We start from the raw sequence: 23332 nt of genomic DNA, 5'->3' as shown, positions 1-23332 counted from the left end.
GCGGCCCGTCATGCGCAAGTTCGAAACACGCAACGCCTACTTCGACAAGCTCTGCAACACGCCCGGCCTGATGTGGCTGGGGCAGAACACCAACCACTTCGATCCCCATCCGTCCGTGCGCGAAGCCGTCATCGAGGCGCTCGACGGCGGCGAGTACCACGCCTATGCGCCGCCGGTCGGCTTCGAGGAACTGCGGGCCCTCGTCAAGGAGGACATGGGCCTGCCGGACGCGTCCGTGCTCGTCACCGATGGCGCGGTCGAGGCGCTCTACAACGTCTGCAGCAACATCTGCGCGCCCGGCACCGACTTCGTCACCACCGACCCGAGCTGGGCCTGGCCGATGCACTTCGCCCGCAAGGCGGGCGCCAACGTCATCGAGCTGCCGATCTACGATGCCGCGCAAGGCTACAAGCTCACCGTGGAGCAACTGCGCGCGGCGGTCACGCCGAACACGCGGGTCATCTATCTCGTGGATCCCAACAATCCGCTGGGCACCTGCCATACCGAGGACGAGATCCGCGCGATCGCCGACATCGCACGTTCCGTGGGTGCCTACCTCATTCACGACGCGACCTACTGCCACTTCGCCGACAGCTTCACCCCGGCCTTGCGGTTCTATCCCGAGAAGACCATCGTGACCTACAGCTTCTCGAAATGGCTGGGCCTGGCGGGCATGCGCCTGGGCGCGGTGCTCGCGAGCGCGGACATCATCGAGATGCTCGCGACGGCACCGCCCAACAACCTCGGCAGCAACGTGCTCTCGCAGCGCGCCGCAATCGCCGGGCTGCGCACCAAGGCGGACTGGTTCCCCGAGATCTTCCGCCGCCAGCGCCGCAACCAGGCCGAGGTGGCCCGCGCCGCATCCGCCATCGCGGGCTTCTCGGTGCCGGTGTATCCCTCGCAGGCCAACCTGCTGATCGTCGAGACGGTGGAGGCGGGATTGCGGCCCGAGTCGCTGGTCGCGGCCTACCAGGAGAAGGGCGTGATGATCCGCCAGGGCGCCTATCACACCAAGCGATTCGGCGACCGTTTCGTGAAGGTCAGCCTCACCGTGCCCGAGGCCTGGGCCGACCGCTTCTGCGAGCTGCTGCCGTCGATGGTCGAGCGGGCGCGAAAGATCGACGTGCCGGCGGACTTCTTCTGAGCCGGGAGATCACATGCCGTACCTGAAGACTTCGGACGGGGTCGATCTCTGCTACGAGGAGGCTGGCGAAGGTGAGCCGATCGTGTTCGTGCACGAGTTCGGCGGCGACATGCGCAGCTGGGAGCCGCAGATGCGCTACTTCTCGCGCCGCTATCGCTGCATCTGCTTCAATGCGCGCGGCTATCCGCCCTCGCAAGTGCCCGAGTCGCTGGAGAGCTACACGCAGGAGCGCGCCGCGCTGGACATCGGCGCGGTGCTCGATCACCTGGGGCTCGAGCGCGCGCACATCGTGGGCTTGTCGATGGGTGGCTTCGCCACCCTGCACTTCGGCTTGATCGCGCCGGCGCGCGCGATCTCGCTGGTGGTGGCGGGGGCCGGCTATGGCGCGGAGAAACAGCACGAGGCCTACTTTCGCGACGTCTCGCTCGAAGTCGCGGCGCAGTTCGAAGCCCAGGGCTCCGAGACCTTCTCCAGGACCTACGCGCTGGCCGCGTCGCGCATCGCCTACCTGCTGAAGGATCCGCGAGGCTGGGCCGAATTCGCCGGTCAGCTGGCGCAGCACTCCGCGACGGGTGCGGCGTTCACGATGCGCGGCGTGCAGGCGCGACGGCCTTCGCTCTACGATCTCGAGGACCGCCTGAAGGCGATGCAGGTGCCCACGCTGGTCGTGGTGGGCGACGAGGACGATCATTGCCTGCAGCCGGGCATCTTCCTCAAGCGGACCGTGCCGGCCTGCGGGCTCGCGGTGCTGCCCAAGGCCGGCCACACGCTGAACCTGGAGGAGCCCGCGCTGTTCAATCAGCTCGTGGGCGACTTCCTGGCCACCGTCGGCCAGAACCGCTGGCTTGCGCGGGATCCACGCGCGGTGCCGGCCCAGATCATGAAGACCTCATGAGCGCGCGGCCGTCGCGGCGGGTGGACCAGGCCCGGCTCTGGCAGCGGCACGAGGCGATGGCCAGGCTCGGTGCGACCGCATCGGGCGGCGTGAACCGGCCGGCGTTGTCCGACGAGGACGTCGCCGCCTGCCGGCTCCTGATCCGGTGGGGCGAGGCGATCGGCATGCAGGCCTCGCGCGACGTCGCGGGCAATGTCTTCCTGCGCCTGCAAGGGACGGATGCGGCGGCTGCGCCGGTGCTCTCGGGCTCGCACCTGGACAGCCAGCCCACCGGAGGAAAGTACGACGGCGTCTACGGCGTCCTGGCGGCACTCGAAGCCTGCGAAGCGATCGTCGAATCGGGTGGCCGTCCGCGGCGCTCGATCGACGTGGTGGCATGGATGAACGAGGAAGGCTCCCGTTTCGCGCCCGGCATGATGGGCTCGGCGGCCTTCGCGGGTGCGCGCAGCCTGGCGGACATCGAGGCCTCGGTGGACAGCGGGGGCGAGAGCGTCGCGGGCGCGCTGGCACGCGTCGCCGCGACGATGGCCGACGTGCCGGTACGGCCGCTGGGAGGCAGCGTCTTCGCCTATGTGGAAGCGCACATCGAGCAAGGTCCGCTGCTCGAGCGCATGGGCAAGACCATCGGCGTCGTCAGCGGCATCCAGGGCAAGCGCACCTTCCGTGTCTCGGTGGTCGGCGAGGCGGCGCACGCGGGGACCTCCCGGCGTGCCGAGCGGCGCGACGCGTTGCTGGCGGCGGTCGACATGGTCAAGGCCCTGGCGGGGCGCATGCACGATCCGCAGGACATCGTGAAGTTCACCGTCGGGCAATTCACCGTCACGCCCAATGCGCCGTCGGTCGTGCCCAGCGCCGTGAGCTTCTCCATCGATCTGCGTCATCCCGATTCCATGCTGCTGCGGCAACTGGGCGACGCCATCGAGGGCCTGTGCCGGGAGGCGGCCGGCCCCTGCGAGGTCCGCGTGCAGGAGCTTTCCACCGCGATGTCCCTGGAGTTCCCGTCCGGGATGCGCCAGTGCATCAAGGCCGCGGCCGCGCGCCTGGGCCTTCCGCACACCGAACTGCATTCCGCGGCGGGCCACGACGCGCGTTACCTGCACGGCATCTGCCCATCGGGCATGGTCTTCATCCCCTGCCACCTCGGCATCACGCACAACGAGGCCGAGTCGATCACGCCCGAGGACGCCACCGCGGGGGCGCGGGTCCTGGCCGACGTGCTGGCGGAACTCGCGGACCGGTCCGCCTGAGAAAAATACAACCAGGAGACAAGCAATGACTGACGCAACCCTCACGGCCGCGACGCCCGCCAGCGCGCACGTCGCCGAAGACCGCATGTACCGCCGGATCACCTGGCGGCTGATTCCGTTCCTGATGTTCTGCTACGTGGCGGCCTACCTCGACCGCGTGAACATCGGCTTCGCGAAGCTGCAGATGCTCGATGACCTCAAGTTCAGCGAGACCGTCTACGGCCTCGGGGCCGGTGTCTTCTTCATCGGCTACTTCCTCTTCGAGGTCCCCAGCAACCTCGTGATGCAGCGCGTGGGCGCCAAGATCTGGATCGCCCGCATCATGATCACCTGGGGCGTGATCTCCGCGGGCTTCTCGCTGGTCTCGACGCCGACCCAGTACTACGTGCTGCGTTTTCTGCTGGGTGCCGCGGAAGCGGGTTTCTATCCCGGCGTCATCTTCTACCTGATGTCCTGGTATCCGGCGCATCGCCGTTCCCAGATCATCGCGCTCTTCATGGTCGCCATTCCGGTGGCGGGAATCATCGGGGGGCCGCTCTCCGGCTGGATCATGCAGGCCTTCAACGGCACCCATGGCATGGCCGGCTGGAAATGGATGTTCATCATCGAGGCCGTACCCTCGCTGGTTCTCGGCGTGATGACGCTCTTCTTCCTCGACAACAACCCTTCGCAGGCGAAGTGGCTCACGCCCGAGCAGAAGGCGCACATCCAGCGCGCGCTGGAGATTCCCGTGAGAGCCCACGCGCGCATCCTCTCGACCGTCGGCAACGTGTTCAGCGACCCACGCATGCTGCTGCTGGCGGTGATCTACTTCTGCGTCATCATGGGCCAGTACGGCCTGACCTTCTGGATGCCGACGCTCATCAAGGCTTCGGGCGTGCAGGGCGTGGTGAACATCGGACTGCTGTCGGCAATACCGTACGGCGTGGCCGTGATCGCCATGCTGTCGTTCGGACGGAGTTCGGATCGCACGGGCGAAAGGCGATGGCACCTGATCGTCCCGATGCTCATGGGCGCCGTCGGCTACACGATCGCGGCGCTCGCTGGGCACAACGTACCGTTGGCGCTCGTGGGCCTGTCGCTCGCGGCCGCGGGTGTGATGACGCCGGGGCCGCTGTTCTGGGCGCTGCCTTCGGCCTTCCTCGTCGGCAGTGCCGCCGCCGCCGGCGTGGCCGCGATCAATGCCTTCGCGGGGCTCGCCGGCTTCGTCAGCCCCTATTTCATCGGCTGGCTGCGCGACCTGACCCAGAGCTCGACCATCGCCATGTATGTGTCGGCCGTGGTGCTGGTGATCGGTGCCGGCCTCATCCTGCTCATTCCGGCCAGGCTGGTGAATCGCTAGCAGGCCGCGCGGGCACGGAAGAAGAAGCCCGGGTCAGGCGGGTGCAACGGACAAGCGGCCTCGCAGCCAGCGGTTCAGCGGCTCGCTGCAGCAGCGCGCGATGGCGTCGCACAGCGCCATCGACAGCAGGAGGTAGCCGCCGAGCAGCCACATCCTGTCGCCGCCGCTCGCGAGCGCGGGCGGGAACAGGGTCCGCAGCAGGCCGAGCACGATCAGGTGGAACAGGTAGAGCTCGTAGCTGCGGCGGCCGAACCATCCGAAGGCGGTGGAGAGCCAGCGACCTCGCGTGGGCGCCGTGCCGTCCGCGGATCGATCGCTCATCGTCGCCAGCAGCACCGCTGTGCCCAGCGCCATCGCCGTGACGCCGAGCACGTGGCTCTGCGAGATCGGCCATCGCAGGTAGAGAAATGCCATGGCGATCGCCACGGTCCACGACAGCAGCGTCTTGAGTCGCGCGGAGAGAACGACCGAGTCCGCGAGCAGCGCCGTGCAGCAACCGATCGCGATGCCGTCGAAGGCCGCGAAGTAGGCATAGAGGTAGCCGCCTTCGTCGCCCTGGCGATGGAAGCGGTAGACCGGTGCCAGCACCGCGATCGCGAGCCAGAAGGCGATCAGCCGGCGCTCCCGGCGCAGCAGCGCGCAGAGGATCGGGAAGAAGAGATAGAAGACCTCCTCGACCGACAGCGACCACAGCACGCCGAGCGCGTAGTTGGTCCAGCCGTACTTGTCGACCACCACGTTCATCCAGAAGGTCAGCGAGGCGAGGTTGACCAGCCACAGCGGCAACGGGGTCGCACCTGCCGGCGCCCGGTTCTGGAAGACGGCCACGCCGCCCCAGGCCAGCAAGTCGACCGCAACCAGCAGGAGCAGCAGGCACGGCACGATGCGCGCCACGCGCAGGCCGTAGAAGGCGCGCGCCTTCACGTCCCGCAGCGCGCCCCAGCGGCGCCGCGCGTTCGATGTGATCAGGAAGCCCGAGATCACGAAGAACATCGTGACGCCGTAGTTGCCGTTGCGTGCCACCGCGCGCACCGCTTCCCAGCCGAAAAGTTGCGACAGCACGGTGCCGTCGAGCCGGTAGGCGATGTTGAAGTGGTGGAACAGCACCAGCAGGATCGCGATGCCGCGCAGCACATCGATGCGCGTGCTGCGCGGCCCGAGGCTCGGTGCCGTCGTCATCTCGCGCCGGAACCGATCAGCGCGGGCAGGGCCGGCAGCAGCGCGTCGCGCGTGCGGACGCCCGGTGTCGTTGACTGTTTCCGGTCGTCCTGCGTCAGCCGCGCGAACACCACGGTGCGCTCGCCGCGCGTGGCCCAGCCGACATACCAGCCATAGCCATGGGCTTCATCGAGCGAGCCGTCGGCCTTCTTCGGGTAGGCCGCGCCAGTCTTGCCCTGCACGGTCCAGCCCTCGGGCAGCTCGGTCGTTTCCATCGACCGTCGCGTCATCTCGATCGCGTGCGGCGATACCGGCAGCCGGTTCGACAGCAGCTTGCGCAGGAACTCGACCTGCTCGCGCGGCGAGATGCGCAGCGAGGAGGCTACCCATGAACGCTCGAGCCCGTTGTGCTTGCCCGGGTCGCCCGACACGTCGGCATTGCCATAGCCGAAGTCCTTCGCGTAGCGCGCGAAGCGTTCGGCACCCAGCGATTCGGTCACCCGCTGCGAGAACCAGAACACCGAGAGCGCGAGCCAGCGCTGTGGGTCGGTCGGCTGCTTCCAGCCTTCGACCCAGGCCGGATAGCCTTCCTTGAAGGGCAGCACGGGGGCGTGCTCGTTCTTGAGGAAGCCCGCGTCGAAGCCCATCAGCGCGATCGCGATCTTGAAGGTGGAGGCGGGGGTGACGCGTTCGTCGCAGCGGCCTTGCTTCACGATGAACTGGCCGGTGGTCGCGTCGGCGATGGTGGTGCAGAGGGTGCGGGCGTGGGGGGTGGCTGCGAGGGTGGCGAGCAGGGCTGCGGACAGGAGGCGAAGCGGACTTTTCATGGGAGGGACGGGGATTGGGCCGTCATCGTAGAAAAGGCCGGGCTTCGTGTCCTCCGACTGGCAAGCGAAGGACGTCTCGGCCGTAACGCGTGTAACGCCGAAGGGCCCTCGCTAGCCCGCCGGCCTCGAAAACACGTTCACCAGACTCCCATCCGGATCGCGAAGCAACAGCGACCGGTTGCCCCACGGCATCGTGGTCGGCCGCATCACGACCTCGGCCGCTTCCTCCATGCGTGCCAGAGTCCCTTCGACATCGGCGACCTCGAACTCGAGGATTGCCGAGCGGTTCGATGCGGCCGTCGCGGCCCCGGCGTTGAAGCGCTGCACGAGATGCTCCTCGGAGATCGCCAGCGTCGCGCCCGCCAGCCGGATCTCCGCGAAGCCGTCGGCCAGCCGGGTGGCCTCGGTGCCCGACAGGCGCGCGTAGAACGCAACGAGGGCTTCGAATTGTTGAGTGACTAGACGCACGGATGCAAACTTCACGCCGATCTCCTGATGAATGAACGATGGCGCGAGCTTAGGAAGAGGGCATGTCAGATTCCGGCAGTATCGTGCGGCCGCTCTCGCGCACGCGTTGCTGCCAGGCCTTGAGCAGCGCCTGGCGGCGCTGGGGATAGCGTGCATCGAGCATCTCGGCGGCGACGATGCGGTCGGCGCGGAAGTTGCGGAAGTCGTTGCGCAGTTCGCACCAGGCGCTGAGCACGCGCGACTGCTCGAAGTAAACGAGCGCGAAGGGCCAGATGACGCGTTGCGACACGGTCCCGCCGGGATCGCCGTAGCCGATCCGCAGCTTGTGCTCGGCACGGATCGCGGCGCGCAGCAGGTCGGGTTCGACCGCGGCCGGCACGCGCTTCGCCCCCACGGCCACGAGCAGCGCGGAGGCTTCGAGCTCGCGCTTCAATTCGGGCGGAAGCACGGCGGCGATCTTCGCCATCGCATCGTGCGCGCCGCCCGACAGCGCCCTGTCGCCGCGGTCGGCCACCCAGCGCAGGCCCAGCGCGAGCGCCTCGATCTCCTCCGGGCCGAACATCAGCGGCGGCAGCACGTAGCCGGGCTTGAGCACATAGCCCAGGCCGGGCGAGCCTTCGATCGACGCGCCCTGGGACTGCAGGCTCGCGATGTCGCGGTAGAGGGTGCGCAGGCTGATGTCGAGCTGGACCGCCAGGGCCTGGCCGCTGACAGGCCGGCGATGGCGGCGCAGGGCCTGGACCAGGGCGAGCAGGCGTTCGGAGCGGGACATGCGGCTTCTACAACTGGCTCTGCGGAATCAAAGGCCCCAGCAGCCTCAGCTTGAAGCGCTGCCATGCCGTCGTCTCGGGCGGCACGTCGAACACGCGCGTGTCGTCGTCCTGGTCCACCCACTCGACGTTGCGGCCCTTCGCATCGAGCCGCAGCCGGTAGAAGCTGCGCGTGTCGGCAAAGCTCTCGAGCTGGCGCGCCATGTCGGGGCTGTCGATGATGAGGCCGAGCTCGGTGTTGAGCCGCGCCGAGCGCGGGTCGAGGTTCATCGAGCCGAGGAAGACCTGGCGATGGTCGACGATGCCGTTCTTCATGTGCAGCGCGCCGGTGCCATGGCCGAACAGGCCGAGCTTGCCGCGGTGCACGCTCAGCGAGGGGCTCAGCTCGTAGATCTCGACGCCGGCCTCGAGCAGCCGGTGGATGTGCGGCCAGTAGCCGACGTAGACCCAGGGTTCGTCGGTGGAGGCCAGGGAGTTGGTGACGAGTTCGACCTCCAGGCCCGCGGCCCGCGCCTCGGCGAGGCTGGCGACGGCCGCGTCCGAGGGCACGAAATAGGGCGAGACCATCTTGATGGTCCGCTGCGCGGTACGGAACCAGCGCACGACGGATTCGGTCACGGTGCCCTTGTTCGAGTTCTCGCGCTCGTTCCAGCCCTGGGTCTTGGTCAGCGGGTCGAACAGCACGCGCGCGTCGGCCGCGAGCAACGGGCTCAGCCTGCGCTCGGCCAGCTCGAAGGGCAGGTTCATCATCGGCACCATCTCGAGCGGAATGGCGCTGGGCTCGCCCTCGGTGGCGTTGGGAATGACGCCGTCGTCGGGGATGCGCGGCGCCTGCGGCGGCCTGGCCGTTGCGGTGTGTTCCTCGAAGCGCTGCCGCAGCTGCGCCGGTGACAGGCTGCTGCGCGCGATGCGCTGCACGGGATAGACGGCCTCGCTGTTCCAGTAGTGGTCGAAGGCGTCGGAGAGTTCGCGCACCACCGGGCCCGCGGCGAACACGTCCATGTCGATGAAGTTGCTGGCGCTGGCGTTCATCACGTACTCGTCGGCCATGTTGCGTCCGCCGGCCACGGCGGCGGCGTTGTCGGCCACGAACAGCTTGTTGTGCATGCGCCGGTTGATGCGCTCGAAATCCATGGCCGACGCGGCGAAGCGCGTGAGGTCGCTGCCGCGGCCGGCCGGGAAGGGATTGAACAGGCGCACCTCCACGTTCGGATGGCTGGCCAGCCCGAGCAGCAGTTCGTCCTCGCCGGTGGTGTAGAGGTCGTCCACCAGCAACCGCACGCGCACGCCGCGCGCGGCCGCATCGCGCAGCGCGCGCATCAGCGCGCGGCCGGTGTTGTCGCCGGCCAGCAGGTAGTACTGCACGTCGAGGCTGCGGGTGGCGAGCTTCGCGAGCTCGATGCGGCTGGCGAAGGAGGTCGGGCCGTAGGGCAGCAGGCGAAAGCCCGATGCGTTGCCCGGTGCCAGTGCCCGTTGCGCGATGGCGTTCAGCGGCGTGGCGGCGTAGTCGCCGATCGCGGCGACGGGCGCCTGTACCACGGGCGGCGGCAGGCTGGCGCAGGCGCCGAGCAGGGCCGGCAGCAGCAGGGCGGCCAGCAGCAGGCGAAGGCGTGGGGCCAGGGAGGCGATGGGCATGGCGGCGATCTCCGATGACCGGGTCGCCGCGAGTGTATGCAGAAGAACAGGCGGTGCGCGCTCCCGCTCACTCCTTGATGTTGGCCGTCTGCACGATCTTCTGATTGCGCGCGTACTCGGCCTGCACGAAGCGGCCGAAGGCTTCGGGCGTGCCGCTGCCCGGCAAGGCGCCCTGCTCGGCGAGCTTGCTGCGCACGCCTTCTTCTCGCAGCACGGCCTCGAGTTCCTGGTTGATGCGCGCGACGACGGCGGGTGGCGTCTTCGCGGGCGCGAAGATGCCGGTCCAGCTCACCATGTCGAAGCCCTTGAGGCCGGGCATCTCGTCGAAGGTGGGCACGCCAGGCAGCGAGGGCAGCCGCTTGGTGCCGGTGATGCCCAGCGCCTGCAGCCGCTTGCCGTTGACGTGCGGGATGGCGCTGGTGCTCACGAGCATCGCGAGGTCGACCTGGTCGCCGATCACGTCGGTGGCGATCTGCGCGCCGCCGCGGTAGGGCACGTGGGTCACGAAGATGCCGCTGCGCTGCTTGAGCAGTTCCATCGCGAGCTGCAGCACGGTGCCCACGCCCGAGGTGGCGTAGTTGTACTTGCCGGGCGCGGCCTTGGCGAGCTGCACGAAGTCGGCGTAGCTCTTCGCGGGCAGGCCGGGGCGCGCCACCAGCACCATCGGCGCGGTGTTGAGCAGGCCGACCGGCGCCAGGTCCTTGAGCGGATCGAAGCGGAAGGCCGAGGGATTGACCAGCCGGCCGATGGCGATCGCGCTGTCGGGACCGACCACCAGCGTGTAGCCGTCGGGCGCGGCGGCCACGGCCTTGGCCACGCCGATGGCGCCGCCGGCACCGGCCACGTTGTCGATCACCACCGACTGCTTGAGGCGCTCGGCCAGGCGCGTGGCGACGAGGCGCGCATTGACGTCGACGCTGCCGCCCGCGGTGTAGGGAACGATCAGCGTGATCGGCTTGGCCGAGGGCCAGGCGGGCTGGGCCGGGGCGAGGTTGGGAAGCAGGGCGGCGCAGAGCGTCGCAACCGCGAGCAGGGGAGGGCGCAGGGCTTTCATGGCGGGCTTCAGGCGTGGGATTGGGAAGAAGTGGGCGCATCGCCGAGGCGGCTGCGCAGGTGGTCGAAGGCGTCGCTCCATTGCGCGCGCCAGTCGCGGCGCTGCGTCTCGTCGATCCAGGCGCCGTCGAGGCCGTTGAGCATGAAGCCGCGCAGGTCGTCGAGGCCGAAACCGAAGTCGCGCACCATCATCAGCCAGGCCTGCGTGGGCGTGACCTTGTGCAGGGTCGGGTCGTCGGTGTTGGGGTGGATGCGCAGGCCCAGGCCCGGCATGCGGCGGATCGGATGGTCGAGCGCCCAGCGCTCGGGCGGCAGGGTGCGCAGGTAGTAGGAGTTGGTCGGCACCACGGTGAACAGCACGCCACGCTCGGCGCATTCATGCGCGAACTCGGGCGCGTCGACCACGGTGTAGCCATGGTCGATGCGGTCCACGCGCAGCACGTCGAGCGCGGTGCGCACGTTGGTCCAGGGCATGCCGAACTCGCCGGCATGCGCGGTGGTGCGCAGGCCGGCCTGCCGGGCGCGCGCATAGGCCTCGGTGAAGAGTTCGGGCGGGCGGTCGACCTCGCGGTAGTCGATGCCGATGCCGATCGCCTCGTCGCAGCGGTTCGCGGCCATCCACTCGACCATCTCGAGCGCGGCCGCGGGCGAGGCCTCGCGGTCGATGGCGCCGATCAGCCGGCCGTCGATGCCGAACTGCTGCTTCGCATCGCGGATCGCGCGCACGATCGCGCCCTGCGCGAGCGCATAGGGGATGCCCGATACCTGCACCGTGCCGGTCGGGTTCCACGAGAACTCCGCATGGCGCACGTTGTGCTGCGCGGCGTCCTGCAGGTATTCGAGCGTGAGCTGGTGCAGGTCGTCGGGGCCGCGCACCAGCTCGGCGTCGAGCGCGCGCAGCACGCGCAGCACGCCCACGGGTTTCTCGCCGCGCGTGTAGAAGCCCTCGATCTCGTCGGCCGCCAGCGGCGAGCCGGCGCGCAGGTTGAGCTGCTTGAAGGTCTCGTGGCGCACGGTGCCGAACAGGTGGCAGTGCAGCTCGACCTTGGGAATGGCGCGCAGCATGGCTTCGAGGTCGAAGCCGTGGGCGGCGGAAGACGGGCTGGCGGAGGGGCTGGCGGTCATGCAGGCCAGTCTAGTGAGGGCGATGCGATAAGGAAAATTTTGAATTTCTATAATTTGATTCGTCCGATCTATAAGCATGGCCACCTCTTCGCGCGCTCCCAAGTCCCCGGCCGCACCCGAGCCGGCCGCGTCTTCGCTGCCGCTGCGCGCGCTCACGCTGCGCCAGTTGCAGTGCTTCTCGGTGCTGGTCGAGGAGGCGCACTTCGGCCGCGCTGCGCGGCGCCTCGCCATCACCCAGCCCGCGCTCAGCAACGCCATCAAGCAGATCGAGAAGCTGCTGGGCGCGCAACTGCTCACGCGCTCCACGCACCGCGTCGAGCTCACGCCGCTGGGCGCCGAGGTGCTGGCGCGCACCGACTTCCTGGTCCGCACGGTCGAGGTGGCGCTGCGCGACATCGAGAGCACGGTGCGGCGCGGTCGGGCCTTCGTGCGCATCGGCGTGATCCCCTCGGCCGCCGCGCGCGTGGCGGCGGCCGCCGCCGAGTTAGCGGCCATGCCGGGCCGTGGCGAGGTCGAGCTCGCATGGCGCGACGCACCCTCGACCACGCTGCTGGCGGAGTTGCGCAGCGGCCAGCTCGACATGGCGGTGGCCGCCATCACCGAGCCGCCGGGCGGGCTCGAATGCGTGGACCTGTTCCGCGACCCGCTGGTGCTGGTGGTGCGGCGCGACCATGCGCTGGCCGCGACCGGCGAGACGGAGTGGGAACGCATCGGCCGCGAGCGGCTGGTGCTGTTCGAGAGCGGCAGCATGCCGGCGCTCGGCAATCCCGCGCGCGCGCAGTTCGCGCAGGGGCTCGAGCCCTTGCGCGTGAGCTATTCCGAAACCCTCTATGCGCTGGTGCGCGGCGGCCAGGCGCTGGGGCTGATGCCGCGGCTGTACACGGCCTCGCTGCGCGATCCCGAACTGGTCGTGCTGGCGCTGTCGAAGCCGCGCATCGAACGCCGCGTGGTGCTGGCCTATCTGCCGGGGCCGATGCGCAACGTGGCGGCACAGGCGCTGATCGATTTTCTGCGCGAACGCCTGCCGCAGGCCGGCGAGTTGCCGGTGCGACGCGTCGCGAAAGGCGCGAGAAGCTACCGAAAACCGTAGTTCTCACTGCGCCAAACACCGTTGTAAAGGTGAACGAATTGTTTCCGAGGTGGGGTATCTGCCGCTAAGATTTGGCGGTCATGTCCCGCTCGCTCGTTGCGTTCGTCCTCGCGGTCCTTCTGTGCTGTCAGGCCGTGGTGGTGTTCGCGCAAATCCTCGTCGAGGCGGGCATGCACCGCGACCTCGTCGCGCAGACCCTGTGGTCCGATGCTTCGGCCTCCTCCGATGACTATCCGCGCGGTGCGGGCACGTCGGTGTCCGCCTCGGCGTCCGCCGACGACGCGGACCTCGGCCACGGCATCGAGGTCCCGTTCGAGGGCTACGCGCTCGAACTGATCGTGCTGTCCAGCGCGCTGCCGCGCTCCTTCGCCTCCTTCTCCTCCTCGACCTTCTTCGCGCCGCCGAAGCGGCCGCCGCGCCTTTCCTCCTCCCTCGCCTAGGTCCGGCCTCGTGCCCGGACCGCGCTGCGCTTTGCCGTGCGGCGCCTGCGCAGCCATTGCGCATCGCCCGCCGCGCGCGGGCCGGCGCCATCGCTTGCGATGGCCATTCATCCAGGGAACCGAGGAGAGAGACCGTGAAGCAATCCAAGGACGTCATGTTCGCCCGGCTGGCGAACTTCAAGATCGACATCGACGCGCTGCGCGCGCATTTCCTCCACCACGTGAAGACGCTGCCGTCGACGCCCTACCGCGACAACCGCGTCGACTACATCGGCTGGGCCGTGACCAGCCGCGACGGCACGCTGATCGACGGCATCCGCCGCATCAACCCCAATGCCGCCATGCCCAGCCGCGGCACGCAGCCCACCGACGCCTGCTCGGGCAGCCTCGCCGAGGTGATGGACGCGCTGTCCGCGCGCGGCCTCAAGCCCTTTCGCGCGCGAATCATGCAACTCGAGAGCGAAGGCGACGAGATGCCGCTGCACACCGATGCCGTGCGCGAGGCCTGGCGCCTGCACGTGCCGATCATCACCAACCCCAACTGCTTCTTCGAATGGCAGCGCGCCGACGGCAGCATCGAGAGCGTGCACCTGCCCGCCGACGGCTCGGCCTGGCTGGTGCGCGTGGACGTGAACCACCGCGCCGTGAACCGCAGCAACCAGCCCTCGAGCCGCGCCCACCTGCTGATGAGCCTGGAGACGCCGCCGCCGATCGGCATGCTGACCACGCCCTGGCTGCCGGTGGTGCGCGAGGCCGAAACCGCGGCGCTGGCGGCCTGAGCGATGTGGCGGGAAGACGCTCCGCTCGAAGCGATCGCTTCCGAGGCCTGGACCTCGGTCGCCGACATGGAGGCCGCGCTGGCGGCCTTCACGCGCGCGGACCAGCATGAGCTGAGCCTCTACCGGCTGCGCCGCGCCCTCGGCGAGGGCCATGCCTTCGAGAAGGAGATCGTGCTGCGCTACCACGAGGCGCTGGTGCTGTCGGGCAACGTCGCGGCGGCGCTCGAGCTGCGCGGCGGCGAGATCTGGGCGCGCCACTTTCCCGCCAAGGGCGAGATGGATGCGGGCGCGGTGCAGATGATCGCGGGCCAGATCGATGGCCATGCGGCCCGGCTGGCCCGGACCCTCGAGGCCTTTCCCTTCGCCTTCGCGAGCTTCCTCGCGGGCCTCAAGCGCCACCAGGGCGCGAGCTACCGCAGCCTGGCCGGCGTGGCGCGGCCGCTGTTCGAGCACCGGGAATTCGCCGAGCCGCGCGACCGCACCGCGCTGATGCTCGCGGTCGAGGGCTTCCGCGGCTATGGCGACGACCTGCGGCGCGAGATGCTGGTCGAACTGTTCCAGAGCTGCGACCACGAGACGCTGTGCCGCTTCTTCCAGAGCGTGCTGCCCGCGAACGGCGCGCTGCTGCGTGCTTTCGCGAACGACCTGCTGCAGGACGACAAGGGGCTGCGCACGCTGAGCGACGCGGCGATCTGCCGGCTGCTGATCCTCGGCTATGGCCTGTTCGACGAGGCGCTGTACGAGCGCATCCTCGCGCAGGTGCGCCACCTGCCGCCGGCCGAGGGCGGCAAGCAGGCGAGGCAGGCGCGTGCCAGCGCGAGGATCGCGCGCGCCTTCGAGTCGGGCGCGGCACGCTCCGATGCAACCGCGCCGGCCACCGGCGCGCCGCTGCGCATCGCTGTGTGCGTATCGGGCCAGATGCGCGGCTACGCGGCCGCCTTCCAGACCTGGAAGCACCTGGGCCTGGACGGCCACCAGGTGAAGTACTTCGTCCATACCTGGGAGGACACGGGCTGGCGCTTCCCCGATCCGATGTCGGGCAACGGCGTGGACCGGATCTTCAAGTTCGCGCCCTTCGCCGAGGCCTACCGGCAGGCCGGTTTCCGCTACGGGCTGGCCGCGATGAAGAAGGCCTATCCGAACTTCTTCGCCAGGCTCGAGGTGTCGTCGACGCTCGGCGAAGCGGACCTGCGCGCGGTGTACGGCGCCGACGCGGTGGTGGCGATCGAGAGCCACCGGCGGCCCGAGTTCGAGCACGATGCGAACAACCAGCTCAAGATGTTCTACAAGATCCAGGAGGCGCACCGCCTGATGTTGCAGGACGGTGGCGACTACGACCTGGCGATCCGCATCCGGCCCGACCGCGCCTTCCGCGCCGGCACGGCCGCGCCCGACTGGGCCGGCATGGCCGAGGCCTGCCGCCGCCAGCGCGTGCTGTTCTTCAACCACCTCGCGGTGACCAAGACGCTCTATGCCGGCGACCAGTTCGCGGTCGGCTCGCCCGAGGCCATGGGCTGCTATGCCAACACGCTGGGGCTGCAGACCCAGGCCATCCGCGAGAACTGGTTCGGCTTTCCGAAGCGGCTGCGTTCGCACTGTTCGCTCGCGCATGCGCTGCTGTTCCAGGGGGTGCGGCGGCGGCCGCTCGAGCACATCCATGCCGTCGAGGCCGTGCCCGCCGCCGCCTATGGCCGCGGCGAGCTGCGCGCGATGCTGTCGGCCGACCTGCCCGCGGGCCCGGCCAGCGAGATGGACCGCCTGCTGTGGAACGCCCTGGCCGGCGCGGCGCCGCGGTGACACGGGTGCGTCGCATGCAGGCCGTGCTGGCCCTGTCGGTGCTGTGGGGCCTGTTCCTTGGCTTGCTGCCGGGCGCTGCGCGCGCGCAGGACCAGGCCGACCGCGAACCGGGCCTGCAGCAGGGGCCCGAAGGCGCGGGCTGCCGCATCTCGAAGAATGCGCACCGGCTGGCGCTGACGCAGCGCCACGAGTTCAACGGCATCCGCGTCTTCTATGCGCTCGACGGGCCGCATGCGCTCTACACCGGCGTCGATCTCAACGGCAACGGCGTGCCCGACATGGTCGAGGACGCCGCGTTGCACCTGGACACCGTGCGTCGCATCTACCTGGCCAACGGCTTTCGCGATCCGCTGCGCAGCCCGCGCTTCCGGCAGGCCGAGACCATCGACATCGACCTGCTGAACTTCGATGCCTACAGCCCCGGCGTCGCGGACAAGCGCGGGCTCTCGTTCTCGGCCGTGATCCGCTACCCCGACAGCCGCGCGCGCGCCGACCGCTGCACGCTCTCGATCGCCATCAATGCCGCGCTCGCGGGCAACCACGAGCGGGTGAAGGACTACCTGATCCCGCACGAGCTGTTCCACCTGTTCCAGTACGGCCATGCGATGTTCCGCGCCAGCTGGTACCTCGAGGGCATGGCGAAGTGGGCCGAGTGGGTGACGCTGGCCGAGAACCGGCGCAACCCCACCTTGTGGAGCACGCCGCTGCCGGCCACGCCGGCCGAACTGCGCGCGCGCGTGTTCGCCAATCCCAATCCCTACGACGTGCGGCATTTCTGGAACCGGCTGGCCGAGCTGGCGAAGGCCGGCGAGCCGCCGATGGCGCTGCCCGACGAATTGCGCGCGCGCCGCTTCGCCGATGGAACGCCCGTGGTGCGCGACGAGATATGGCGCGGCCATGCGCTGATGCTGCGCATCCTGCAGGCACTCGGCGAGGAGACCGAGGCCGTGGCGCGCGAGCGCGGCCTGCCGCCCTACCAATGGCCCGATGCCGACCAGCGCGACCCGGCGCACAACCCGCGAATGATGCGAGTGGTGCAACGCGCGGTGGCCGCCGCCGGCGTGCGCAACAACGACGAACTCTCGCGCTTCCTGGCCATCGACCCGGCCGCCGCGAACTAGGAGCCCTGTTTGAAACGATTGATCTTCGACCTGGACCACACGCTGTGCGTGGCGGAACGCAAGGACTATCCCAATGCCCGCCCGCGCGAGGACATGATCGAGCGGCTGCGCAGCTACCGCGAGCAGGGCTTCGCGATCTCGATCTACACCAGCCGCAACGTCAACAGCTTCGGCGGCAACGTCGGCCGCATCAACGCCCACACGCTGCCGATCATCATCGACTGGCTGGCCCGCCACGACGTGCCCTACGACGAGATCCACGTCGGCAAGCCCTGGTGCGGCGAGGAGGGCTTCTACGTCGACGACCGCGCGATCCGTCCCTCGGAATTCCTCAAGTACAGCCGCGAGGAGATCGACCGGCTGCTGGAGCAAGAGAAGTGATCGTCGTCACCTCGGCGGCCTACGTCGACTCCGAGCTGCAGTCGGAGTTCGGCCGCCTGCCGCCGGCCTTCCTGCCGGTGGCCAACCACCGGCTGTTCGTGCACCAGGCCGCGCTGCTGGCAAGGCACTTCCCGGGCGAGCCCATCTACCTCTCGCTGCCCGAGAGCCATGCCGTCTCGCACCGCGACGCGCAGGCGCTGGAAGCGCACGCGATCCAGGTGCTGCGCGTGCCCGACGGGCTCACGCTGGCCGATTCGCTGCTGTTCTCGATCAACACCGTGGGCCGCTACGACGACGGCATGCGGCTGCTGCTGGGCGACACGCTGATCAACGACCTGCCGACGGGCTGGGACTGCCTGAGCGTGGCCGAGTCGGCCGACGACTACGACTGGCAGGTGGACCACGGCACGGAGACCGCGGTGCGCGTGTGGTGCGGCTACTTCGCGTTCCAGTCGGTCAGCCGGCTCGCCAAATGCCTGGTGGCCGCGCGCGGTTCGTTCGAGCGCGCGGTCTCGGCCTACGACGAGGCCTGCTACCTGCAGCGCGTGCAGACCGCGCAGTGGTCGGACTTCGGCCACGTCAACACCTTCTACCGCTCGCGCGCGCGCATCACCACGCAGCGCGCCTTCAACGACCTCGCCATCGGCGACCGGCGCGTGCGCAAGACCGGCAGCCAGCCGCGCAAGCTCGAGGCCGAGGCGCATTGGTTCGAGGCGCTGCCGCCGCGGCTGCGCGTGTATGCGCCGCAGCTGCTGGACCGCGGCGCGGTCGAGGAGGGCTACGGCTACGAGCTCGAATACCTGTGCATGGCGCCGCTCAACGAGCTCTACGTGCACGGCCGCAACTCCACCGCCTTCTGGTCGCGCGTGTTCAGGCACCTGGCCGACTGGCTGGCGGCCTGCCAGACGGCGGTGCCGCTGGGCGAGCGCGAACGCCAGGCGGTGGCGCAGGACAGCCGCGGCATGCTGGGCGACAAGACGCGCGCGCGGCTCGATGCCTACGCCACGGCGAGCGGCATGAGCCTGTCTTCGCCCACGCGGCTCAACGGGCGCGCGCTGCCCTCGCTGGCCGAGATTCTCGAGCGTTGCCTCGAGGCCGCTGCGCGCGTGCCGCTGGTGCCGGGCGTGATGCACGGCGACCTGTGCTTCAGCAACATCCTGTTCGACACCCGCTCGGACTGCATCAAGCTGATCGATCCGCGCGGCCTCAATTTCCGCGACGAGCCGCGGCTCGTCGGCGACCTGCGCTACGACCTCGCGAAGCTCGCGCACTCGGTGCTGGGGCTGTACGACTACATCGTGGCCGATGCCTTCGAGATCGACGACGGGACGGGGCTGGATTTCCGCCTGCGCATCCATGCCGACGAGGACGTGGCCGCGATCCAGAAGCTGTTCGCGGCGCTGCCGCTGCTCAACGGCATGACCGCGCGCCATGTGGCGCCGATCACGGTGCTGTTGTTCCTGTCGATGCTGCCGCTGCACCAGGACGCGCCGCGTCGCCAGCGCGCGATGCTGGCCAATGCGTTGCGCCTTTACGAACAGATGGAGCACTGAGGGATGTTCGTGATTCCGATGATGGGCCAGAGCCGCCGTTTCACCGAGGCCGGCTACACGTTGCCCAAGTACCGGCTGCCGCTGCACGGGCGCACGGTGTTCTTCCATGTGGTGAAGTCCTTCGAGCGCTACTTCCAGGACGACCTGTTCCTGTTCGTGGTGCGGCGCGACCACGACGTGGTCGAGTTCCTGGTGCGCGAACTCAAGGCGCTGGGCGTCAAGTCCTTCCACATCGTCGAGCTCGACGGCGACACGCTGGGGCAGGCCGACTCGGTGCACCGCGGGCTGCAGGCGCTGCGCAGCGAGGAAGCGGTCTACGTCTTCAACATCGACACCATCCGGCCCGGTTTCCGCAAGTCGGCGCTGGCCGATGGCGCCGCCGGCTACCTCGAGGTGTTCGAAGGCGAGGGCGAGCACTGGTCCTTCGTCGAACCCGGGCCCGATCGCACGGTGCTGCGCACCACCGAGAAGGAACGGATCTCCAACCTGTGCAGCGACGGCCTCTACCACTTCGCCGACGCGCGCGTCTTCGACGAGGCCTTCGAGCACCAGCAGCGCCACCAGCTGTTGACGCGCGGCGAGTACTACATCGCGCCTTGCTACAACGCGCTGATCGAGCGCGGCGCGCGCGTGGCCTACGAACTGATCGGCGCCGAGCAGATCGTCTTCTGCGGCACGCCGCGGGAGTACGAAGCGGCGGTGGCCCGGCCCTGGGAATGACATTCGGACGAGGGACAATGCGCGCAGCCATCGCATCGCCAGCCGATGGAAGCCATGTGAGGAATCTTCGATGAGTCTGGGTGAACTGCTCGCGTGCGCGAAGCCCGCGGTGGCCGCGACGTGGGCCGAGTGCATGGAGGCGTCGGCGCCCGAGGGCGCGGGCGTGCTGTTCCTGTCGGCCTGCAACGGCAAGGAGCGCGCCCACGTAGTGACGGTGCGCGGCAGGAACTTCGAGGAGGTGTGGCGCCGCGGCGCGCAACTGCTGCAGACCTGGCTGCGCAAGCAGAGCACGGCGCCGATCTGGCTGCGCGCGGACGTGGTCCACACGGTGCAGGCGATGCACTGGAAGGGACTGCAGCAGGCGTTCTCGACTACCAAGCGCAACTACTTCCGCAGCGGCATCGCCTTCGACGCCGACCTGTCGGTGGCCATGCTCGAGCAGGACATCGGTGCCCACGCCGTGCTCTACGACGGCAAGTTCGACGAGGCCACGCCCAACGCGGCGAACCTCCGGCTGTTCGGCCAGCACCGCTACGGCCGCGAGCTGAGCTGGCCCACCGATCCGCAGCAGCCGGTGTGGGTGTTCGACACGCGCGCCGTGTTCACCGACGGCAAGGAGGCGCACCGCATCGAGCACGAAGGCGTGGGCCGCGGCTACCGCCGGCTGCCGGCCTGGGACGCGCCGCGCGTGCGCCAGATCGTCGAGACCAGCACCGCCTACCTCGCGCGCCAGGTCAAGAGCGCGGGCGCCTACCACTACGGCTGGTTTCCCTGCTTCGACCGCGCCATTCCCACCTACAACGCGCTGCGCCACGCGAGCTCGACCTATGCGCTGATCGAGGGCTGGGAGCTGACGCGCAAGCCGGAGCACAAGGCGGCGATCGACCGCGCGCTGGGCCACCTGACGGGCGAGCTGATCCGGCCCGCCACCTTGCCCGATGGGTCGCGGGCCGCGTTCCTGGTCGACATCGAGGACGAGATCAAGCTCGGCGGCAATGCCGTGTGCCTGCTCGCGATGGTCAAGTACACCGAGCTCACGGGCGAGCAGGCCTACCTGCCGCAGATGGAGCAGCTCGCGCTCGGCATCCTGCACATGCAGGACCCAACCAGCGGCCGCTTCGTGCACGTGCTCCACCATCCCGACCTGCGCGTGAAGGAAGAGAACCGGATCATCTACTACGACGGCGAGGCCGCCTTCGGACTGATGCGGCTCTACGGCCTGACGCGCGACGAGCGCTGGCTGCGCGCGGTGGAAAAGGCTTTCGCGCACTTCATCGAGGCGCGCCACTGGGAGGCGCACGACCACTGGCTCAGCTACTGCGTCAACGAGCTCACGCTGTACCGGCCGGAAGAGCGCTACTTCCGCTTCGGCCTGGACAACGTGCGCGACCACCTCGAGTTCGTGCTCAACCGCATCACCACCTTCCCGACCCTGCTCGAGCTGATGATGGCGGCGCAGAAGATGGTGACGCGGCTGCAGGCCGACCCCGCGCATGCGCACCTGCTCGAGGGCTTCGACATCGAGAAGTTCTACCGCGCGCTCGAGCAGCGCGCGCGCTACCTGCTCACGGGGCACTTCTGGCCCGAGCTCGCGATGTTTTTCCGCAATCCGCAGCGCATCGTGGGCAGCTTCTTCATCCGCCACCACAGCTTCCGCGTGCGCATCGACGACGTGGAGCACTACCTCTCGGGGTATGTGGCGTACTGGAAATATCTGGAGGCGGGAGGGCGGCCGGCGCAGCCGGCGGCGGTGGAGGCCGCGCTGCCCCAGCCGTAGTTCAGTGCAGCTCGGCGGCCGCGTGGATGGTCTCGCGCACGCGCGGATAGATCTGTGCGTTCCACTTGCTGCCGCTGAACACGCCGTAGTGCCCCACGCCGGCCTGCAGGTGATGGGCCTTGAGGTAGGGCCGCACGCCGGTGCAGAGGTCCTGCGCCGCCACGGTCTGGCCCACCGCGCAGATGTCGTCGCGCTCGCCCTCGACCGTGAGCAGCGCGGTGCGGCGGATCGCGGCCGGGTTCACGGTGCGGTCGCCCACGGTGAGCTGGCCGCGCGGCAGGTCGTAGGTCTGGAACACGCGCTCCACGGTCTCGAGGTAGAACTCCGCGGGCAGGTCGTTGACCGCCAGGTACTCGTCGTAGAAGTTGCCGATGGTGCGGGCCTTCTCGAGCTCGCCCTCGACCAGGTGGCGGTACATGTCCTCGAACTGCTTCTTGTGGCGCTCGGGGTTCATGCTCATGAAGGCCGCGAGCTGCAGGAAGCCCGGGTACACGCGCCGCATCGCGCCCGCATGCGGCCAGGGCACGTGACTGATGAGGTTGCGGCGGAACCAGTCGATGGGCCGGTCGGTGGCGAGGCGGTTCACCGCGGTCGGGTTGATGCGGCAGTCGACCGGCCCGGCCATCAGCGTGAGGCTGCGCGGGGTGGCGGGGTTGTCGTCCTCGGCCATGAGCGCGGTGGCGGCCAGCGCGGCCACGCAGGGCTGGCACACCGCGACCATGTGGACGCCGGGGCCGACGGCCTCGAGGAAGGCCATGAGCTGCAGCGTGTAGTCGTCCAGGCCGAAGCGGCCCTGCCACAGCGGCACGTCGCGCGCGTTGTGCCAGTCGGTCAGGTAGACGTCGTGGTCGCGCAGCAGGGTGCGCACGGTTTCGCGCAGCAGGGTGGCGAAATGGCCCGACAACGGTGCAACCAGCAGCACGGGCGGGTGCGTGGGATGGTCGCCGTCCTTCCTGAAATGCAGCAGGGTGCCGAAGGGCGCGCTCAGCGCCACCTCCTCGTGCACCGCGACCTCGTCGCCGTCGACCGGCACGCTGGCGATGCCGTAGGGCGGCCGGCTGTGGGTGAGCCGCATGCGCGAGAACACCTCGCACTGCGCCGCCAGCCGCCGCTGCATGGTGCGCTCGCTGCCGTCCTGCCAGAGCGCGCGCGCCATGTACTGGGAGGCGAGCCGCAGCGGGGAGAGCAGGTCGGCCTGGTTCTGGTAGACGCGGTAGAGCATGGTTGTGGTGCGTTGCAGTGCCAGAGGCAAGTTGCGGGCCAAGGCCGGGCGCACCGGGATGGAACGGGTGGCACAGGGCTTGCACGTCTGAGGCCACCGGCGGCGCTTGCCGGCACCAAGGAGCACACCCGATGGCCAAACCCGTTCTCACCATCAGCAGCAAGAACTACGGCGCCTGGTCGCTGCGCGGCTGGCTGATGTGCAGGCTGGCGGGCCTGGACTTCAGCGAGAAGATCATCCCGCCCGACGACCCGGCCATGAAGGCCGAGATGCTGCTGCTGTCGTCCTCGATGCTGGTGCCCTCGCTGCAGCATGGCTCGGTGAAGGTGTGGGACACGCTGGCGATCGGCGAGTACCTCAACGAGATCAAGCCCAAGGCCGGCCTGCTGCCCGCCGACGTGGCGGCCCGCGCCCACTGCCGCGCGATCTGCGGCGAGATGCATTCGGGCTTCGCGGCCATGCGCGGCGCGCTGCCGATGAACATCAAGGCCCGGTTCAAGAACTTCAAGGTGTGGTCGCGCGCGCAGGCCGACATCGACCGCATCGTGGCGATCTGGCGCGAATGCCTCAAGGCCTACGGCGGCCCCTACCTGTTCGGCGAGCAGCCGGGCATCGCCGACGCGATGTACGCGCCCGTGGTCACCCGCTTCCTGAGCTACGACGTGGCGCTCGACAGCGCCTGCACGGCCTACTGCAAGCGCGTGATGGAGCTGCCCGCGATGAAGGAATGGGTGGCGGCGGCGAAGCAGGAGCCCGACGAGATCGACGAGCTCGACGCGGAGTTCTGA

The 23332-nt window shown here is 69.2% G+C and carries 22 protein-coding genes; 14 read left to right on the top strand and 8 right to left on the bottom strand.

All coding sequences use genetic code 11. The features are described 5' to 3' along the window. Positions 1 to 10: 10 nt before the first annotated feature. From ACODT0_RS03510 to ACODT0_RS03495, 4 genes are read left to right on the top strand one after another with little or no spacing between them, the layout of a single operon-like run. Positions 11 to 1144 (top strand): pyridoxal phosphate-dependent aminotransferase, encoded by a 1134-nt coding sequence (locus ACODT0_RS03510; RefSeq protein WP_296730165.1) that lies wholly within the window; start codon positions 11 to 13, stop codon positions 1142 to 1144. 13 nt (positions 1145 to 1157) lie between these two features. Then, positions 1158 to 2039, top strand: coding sequence for an alpha/beta fold hydrolase (locus tag ACODT0_RS03505; RefSeq protein ID WP_489040594.1), 882 nt, complete (start codon positions 1158 to 1160; stop codon positions 2037 to 2039). Beyond that, positions 2036 to 3286 carry a M20 family metallo-hydrolase gene (locus tag ACODT0_RS03500; RefSeq protein ID WP_489040593.1) on the top strand — a complete coding sequence of 417 codons (1251 nt, stop codon included), beginning with the start codon at positions 2036 to 2038 and terminating at the stop codon, positions 3284 to 3286. The genes ACODT0_RS03505 and ACODT0_RS03500 overlap by 4 nt, the downstream gene beginning before the upstream one ends. A gap of 25 nt (positions 3287 to 3311) precedes the next feature. Continuing rightward, entirely contained in the window at positions 3312 to 4628 is a 1317-nt protein-coding gene (locus ACODT0_RS03495) for an MFS transporter (protein ID WP_489040592.1), read from the top strand. 33 nt (positions 4629 to 4661) lie between these two features. Here the strand turns inward: ACODT0_RS03495 and ACODT0_RS03490 are convergent, their stop codons facing one another. From ACODT0_RS03490 to ACODT0_RS03460, 7 genes are all read right to left on the bottom strand, one after another. Then, a complete protein-coding gene (locus ACODT0_RS03490) occupies positions 4662 to 5807 on the bottom strand; it encodes an acyltransferase family protein (RefSeq protein WP_489040591.1) in 1146 nt (381 codons plus the stop codon). Then, positions 5804 to 6613 (bottom strand): class D beta-lactamase, encoded by an 810-nt coding sequence (gene blaOXA / locus ACODT0_RS03485; protein WP_489040590.1) that lies wholly within the window; start codon positions 6611 to 6613, stop codon positions 5804 to 5806. The genes ACODT0_RS03490 and blaOXA overlap by 4 nt, the downstream gene beginning before the upstream one ends. A 111-nt stretch (positions 6614 to 6724) precedes the next feature. Continuing rightward, entirely contained in the window at positions 6725 to 7096 is a 372-nt protein-coding gene (locus tag ACODT0_RS03480) for a VOC family protein (protein ID WP_422097613.1), read from the bottom strand. A 34-nt stretch (positions 7097 to 7130) separates the two neighbouring features. Next, a complete protein-coding gene (locus tag ACODT0_RS03475) occupies positions 7131 to 7853 on the bottom strand; it encodes a helix-turn-helix transcriptional regulator (protein WP_489040589.1) in 723 nt (240 codons plus the stop codon). Positions 7854 to 7860: 7 nt separating this feature from the next. Further along, positions 7861 to 9486, bottom strand: coding sequence for a phospholipase D family protein (locus ACODT0_RS03470; RefSeq protein ID WP_489040588.1), 1626 nt, complete (start codon positions 9484 to 9486; stop codon positions 7861 to 7863). A 67-nt stretch (positions 9487 to 9553) separates the two neighbouring features. Then, on the bottom strand, positions 9554 to 10540 hold the full coding sequence (locus tag ACODT0_RS03465; protein ID WP_057592431.1) for a Bug family tripartite tricarboxylate transporter substrate binding protein: 987 nt from the start codon (positions 10538 to 10540) through the stop codon (positions 9554 to 9556). 8 nt (positions 10541 to 10548) lie between these two features. Next, the gene (locus tag ACODT0_RS03460) at positions 10549 to 11664 is read right to left on the bottom strand and encodes an adenosine deaminase family protein (RefSeq protein WP_489040587.1); all 1116 of its coding nucleotides are present in this window, start codon (positions 11662 to 11664) and stop codon (positions 10549 to 10551) included. A 76-nt stretch (positions 11665 to 11740) separates the two neighbouring features. On the opposite strand from ACODT0_RS03460, the gene ACODT0_RS03455 reads away from it, so the two are divergent. The 9 genes from ACODT0_RS03455 (at position 11741) to ACODT0_RS03415 (ending at position 21322) form a co-directional block, all read left to right on the top strand. Continuing rightward, positions 11741 to 12754: a LysR family transcriptional regulator gene (locus ACODT0_RS03455; RefSeq protein ID WP_489040586.1), complete on the top strand. Its 1014-nt coding sequence runs from the start codon at positions 11741 to 11743 to the stop codon at positions 12752 to 12754. An 80-nt stretch (positions 12755 to 12834) separates the two neighbouring features. Further along, positions 12835 to 13194 (top strand): hypothetical protein, encoded by a 360-nt coding sequence (locus ACODT0_RS03450; protein WP_489040585.1) that lies wholly within the window; start codon positions 12835 to 12837, stop codon positions 13192 to 13194. A gap of 134 nt (positions 13195 to 13328) precedes the next feature. After that, entirely contained in the window at positions 13329 to 13973 is a 645-nt protein-coding gene (locus tag ACODT0_RS03445; protein ID WP_082321981.1) for an aspartyl/asparaginyl beta-hydroxylase domain-containing protein, read from the top strand. Between the two features lie 3 nt (positions 13974 to 13976). Beyond that, positions 13977 to 15770, top strand: a complete 1794-nt coding sequence (locus ACODT0_RS03440) for a hypothetical protein (RefSeq protein WP_489040584.1) — start codon at positions 13977 to 13979, stop codon at positions 15768 to 15770. Then, complete coding sequence (locus ACODT0_RS03435) at positions 15737 to 16891, top strand: hypothetical protein (RefSeq protein ID WP_479672026.1); 1155 nt, start codon at positions 15737 to 15739, stop codon at positions 16889 to 16891. The genes ACODT0_RS03440 and ACODT0_RS03435 overlap by 34 nt, the downstream gene beginning before the upstream one ends. 9 nt (positions 16892 to 16900) lie before the next feature. Then, the gene (locus ACODT0_RS03430) at positions 16901 to 17272 is read left to right on the top strand and encodes an HAD family hydrolase (protein WP_057592437.1); all 372 of its coding nucleotides are present in this window, start codon (positions 16901 to 16903) and stop codon (positions 17270 to 17272) included. Beyond that, positions 17269 to 18825 carry a phosphotransferase gene (locus ACODT0_RS03425; protein ID WP_489040583.1) on the top strand — a complete coding sequence of 519 codons (1557 nt, stop codon included), beginning with the start codon at positions 17269 to 17271 and terminating at the stop codon, positions 18823 to 18825. Before ACODT0_RS03430 ends, ACODT0_RS03425 begins: the two co-directional genes overlap by 4 nt. A gap of 3 nt (positions 18826 to 18828) precedes the next feature. Then, positions 18829 to 19545, top strand: a complete 717-nt coding sequence (locus ACODT0_RS03420; protein ID WP_422097604.1) for a glycosyltransferase family 2 protein — start codon at positions 18829 to 18831, stop codon at positions 19543 to 19545. A 70-nt stretch (positions 19546 to 19615) separates the two neighbouring features. Beyond that, the gene (locus ACODT0_RS03415) at positions 19616 to 21322 is read left to right on the top strand and encodes a Mur ligase (protein WP_489040582.1); all 1707 of its coding nucleotides are present in this window, start codon (positions 19616 to 19618) and stop codon (positions 21320 to 21322) included. Position 21323: 1 nt separating this feature from the next. On the opposite strand, the gene ACODT0_RS03410 is transcribed toward ACODT0_RS03415, so the two are convergent. Beyond that, on the bottom strand, positions 21324 to 22544 hold the full coding sequence (locus ACODT0_RS03410) for a polyhydroxyalkanoate depolymerase (RefSeq protein ID WP_057592441.1): 1221 nt from the start codon (positions 22542 to 22544) through the stop codon (positions 21324 to 21326). 131 nt (positions 22545 to 22675) lie between these two features. Between ACODT0_RS03410 and ACODT0_RS03405 the strand changes: the two genes are divergently transcribed. Next, on the top strand, positions 22676 to 23332 hold the full coding sequence (locus ACODT0_RS03405) for a glutathione S-transferase (protein ID WP_057592442.1): 657 nt from the start codon (positions 22676 to 22678) through the stop codon (positions 23330 to 23332).

This window comes from Variovorax sp. FG153, assembly GCF_057809595.1.
This window is presented reverse-complemented; position numbering and strand designations above follow the sequence as displayed.